The sequence below is a fragment of the Methanococcoides sp. genome (assembly GCF_030594565.1).
Taxonomy (GTDB): Archaea; Halobacteriota; Methanosarcinia; order Methanosarcinales; family Methanosarcinaceae; genus Methanococcoides; species Methanococcoides seepicolus.
The window spans coordinates 1-3,184 of record NZ_JAUVEY010000185.1; the positions used below are offsets into that span (position 1 = coordinate 1).

The 3,184-nt window shown below is 48.2% G+C and carries 2 protein-coding genes; both read right to left on the reverse strand.

Going from position 1 to position 3,184, the window contains the following annotated elements:
- Window positions 1-455 (reverse strand): DNA mismatch repair endonuclease MutL (mutL, locus tag QAS77_RS11225; RefSeq protein ID WP_305065630.1); only part of this gene is annotated, 455 nt, incomplete at its 3' end.
- 1 nt (window position 456) lies between these two features.
- The gene (gene mutS / locus QAS77_RS11230; protein WP_305065632.1) at window positions 457-3,120 is read right to left on the reverse strand and encodes a DNA mismatch repair protein MutS; all 2,664 of its coding nucleotides are present in this window, start codon (window positions 3,118-3,120) and stop codon (window positions 457-459) included.
- Window positions 3,121-3,184: the final 64 nt, after the last annotated feature.

A 3,184-nucleotide genomic window follows, 5' to 3' on the forward strand; every position in this document is an offset into this window, starting at 1 on the left:
ACAGAGATACTTGTACCCGGAGCAGCACCCACTTCCACCACATTCTCCACCGACCCTCCGCTTATAACGACCTTTGTGCCAGCGATCTCCTCCTTTTGTCGGGTTGTCAGATAGACCTTGGCCACCGCTGCAATGGAAGACAGGGCTTCACCCCTGAAACCCAGGGTCAGGACCTCCTCAAGGTCCTCGATTTGAACTATCTTACTGGTAGCATGTTTCGTAAAAGCAAGAACAGCATCCTCACGAAGCATTCCACTTCCATTGTCGGTGACAGTTATCAGCTCGGTCCCGGCAGCCACAACCTCTACCCTAATTTCAGTAGCCCCTGCATCTATTGCATTGTCCACAAGTTCCTTGACCACCGAAGCAGGACGCTCGACGACCTCACCTGCTGCTATCTTATTGATAGTCGCCTCGTCAAGAACACGTATCTTACCGCCCTTATCTTCGGTCATTTCATTCCCCGCCATTACCTGCCTTTTTCTGCAATTCACTTAACTTGTTCAATGCCTCGATGGGGGTCATACTATTGACATCAAGGTTTTTCAGCTCCTCAACAACCGGGTCAGGCTCAGCTACAGGTGCAGACGAGCCCTCCGGATCGAACAGCATTAACTGGGTATACTGTGCCGACTTCTTCTTCCTGCCCCTCTTCGAATCGCTTTCCTTGCTGATGGCACTTTCATCTTCAATATCCTGCAGGACCTCCTTCGCCCTCTGTGTCACCTTGTGCGGCACACCTGCAAGCCTTGCAACATGGATACCATAGCTCTTATCAGTGGCACCTGGCACGATCTTTCGGAGGAAAACAAGGTCATCGCCATCTTCCTTCACCGCAATATGATAGTTCTTCACCCTTTTCAAACTGGAAGAGATGTTTGTAAGCTGATGGTAATGGGTCGCAAAAAGTGAGCGTACACCTACCCTGCCCTTATTGTGTATATATTCGACCACAGCCTTTGCGATACTATAACCGTCATAAGTGCTCGTACCCCTGCCGATCTCATCAAGGAGCACAAGGCTTTTCGGGGTCGCATTGTTCAGTATATTGGCAAGCTCCACCATCTCTACCATAAAGGTACTCTGCCCGCTTGCAAGGTCATCAAAGGCACCAACCCTTGTAAAGACCCTGTCCACAATACCGATAGAAGCATGGGAAGCCGGAACAAAGGAACCTGCCTGTGCCATAATAATGATAAGGGAGACCTGACGCATGTAAGTGGATTTACCCGCCATATTAGGCCCTGTTATCAAAATGAACTGCTCATCCACACAATCCATTTCCGTATCATTGGGCACGAATCCGCCACGCACGGTTTTCTCTACCACCGGATGTCTGCCTTCACGGATCAATATCTTGCAATCGGAGGTTATGTTAGGTCTTACAAAATTATTGTTAACCGCAACTTCCGCAAGGCTCGCAGTACAATCCAACTGCCCGATCAGAACAGCGATCCTCTGCAGATCGGACGCATGGGAAGCGATATTGGAAGTTATCTCAGTGAACAGTTCATTCTCAAGCGCCGTGATCTTCTCGTCTGCGGAAAGGATGACACCTTCCCATTCCTTAAGCTCTGGAGTGTAGAACCTTTCAGCATTCCGCATTGTCTGCTTTCTAATATAATCATCAGGTATCTGTGCGATATTGGCCTTTGTGATTTCGATGTAGTAGCCGAACACTCTATTATAGCCGACCTTAAGCGATTTTATACCGGTCCTGTCACGTTCCTTTTGCTGGAACGAAGCTATCCAGGTCTTTCCGCCAGTGGACATACCCTTAAGCTCATCCAGTTTCTCATTGTAGCCGGACCTGATCATCCCGCCTTCCCGTACGCTTACAGGAGGCTCTTCCACGATGGCATCATCGATCAATTTTACAATATTTTCAAGCTGGTCAAACTCAAGAAGACCATCCCGGATATTCCTGAGCATCTCACATCCGGGGTCATCGCCCATACTTTCGACTATCTGTGGCACTGAACCAAGGGAACGTTTCAAAGCGATAAGATCCCGGGCGTTTGAATTACCGTAAACGACCCTGCCTATAAGGCGTTCTATATCCTTCACAAAGGACAGATGAGAGCGAACATCGAACCTCAGCATGGTATCATTTGCCAGACATTCCAGCGCATCCAGCCTGTGATCGATGGAATCTACATTGATGAGGGGCTTTAAAAGCCATTTCTGAAGTAACCTGCCACCCATGGGTGTATTGGTATCATCGAGCACCTTCAATATGGAAGTATCGTTCCCTTCCCCTCGCACGTTCTTGACTATCTCCAGATTTCTCAGGGTGATCGAGTCAAGCATCATGAACTCAGAATCCGAATAGGTGCTCAGTTCACTTACATGCCCGAGTTCCCTCATCTGTGTGGTGAACGCATAATCAAGTGCGGCTCCTGCAGAAGATGTGGCATAGGGCAGACCGGCACAGCCCATTCCTTCGAGTGTGGAGACATTGAAATGCCTTTCAAGAAGCTTCCTAGAAGAATCAATATCAAAAGCCTCATCCTTGAACTCATGTACCAGCACATTGAGCTCCTTCAGCCTTCCGACAAGCCTTTCATCAGAGAACATCGACCGTGAGATTATACACTCTGAAGGTCGCATCCTTGCAGCTTCACTGGCTATCCTGTCATAAGGAGGCGTATCAGCAAACTGTGTCGTCAGGAACTCGCCCGTGGAAACATCCAAAAATGAGACTCCGTAATCTCCATCTCCACCTGAAACGGACATGAGATAATTATTAGACGGGTCCGTGAACATCGAAGTATCAATGGCAGTGCCGGGCGTTACGACCCTGACAACCCCACGCTTGATAATGCCCTTTGCTTTTTTAGGGTCTTCAAGCTGCTCACAGATAGCTACTTTGTAGCCTTTCTTTACCAACCGCGGCAGGTAATTATCGAGAGCATGGTAGGGAATACCTGCAAGGGGCATTTTCTCACCCTCAATGTCCTTGCCCCGCGTTGTAAGTGTTATCTCAAGTTCTTTTGCAATGGTCTTTGCATCCTCTCCGAAGGATTCATAGAAATCCCCCATCCTGAAGAAAATAAGTGCATCACTATGTTGCTTCTTTGCATCATAGTACTGTTTCATTGCAGGTGTTAGTTTGATCATTCTTGCTCTGCGTTGAATTGGGCAGGGGAATTTATGAGCTTGTTGGTATTCTCACCATCCGACT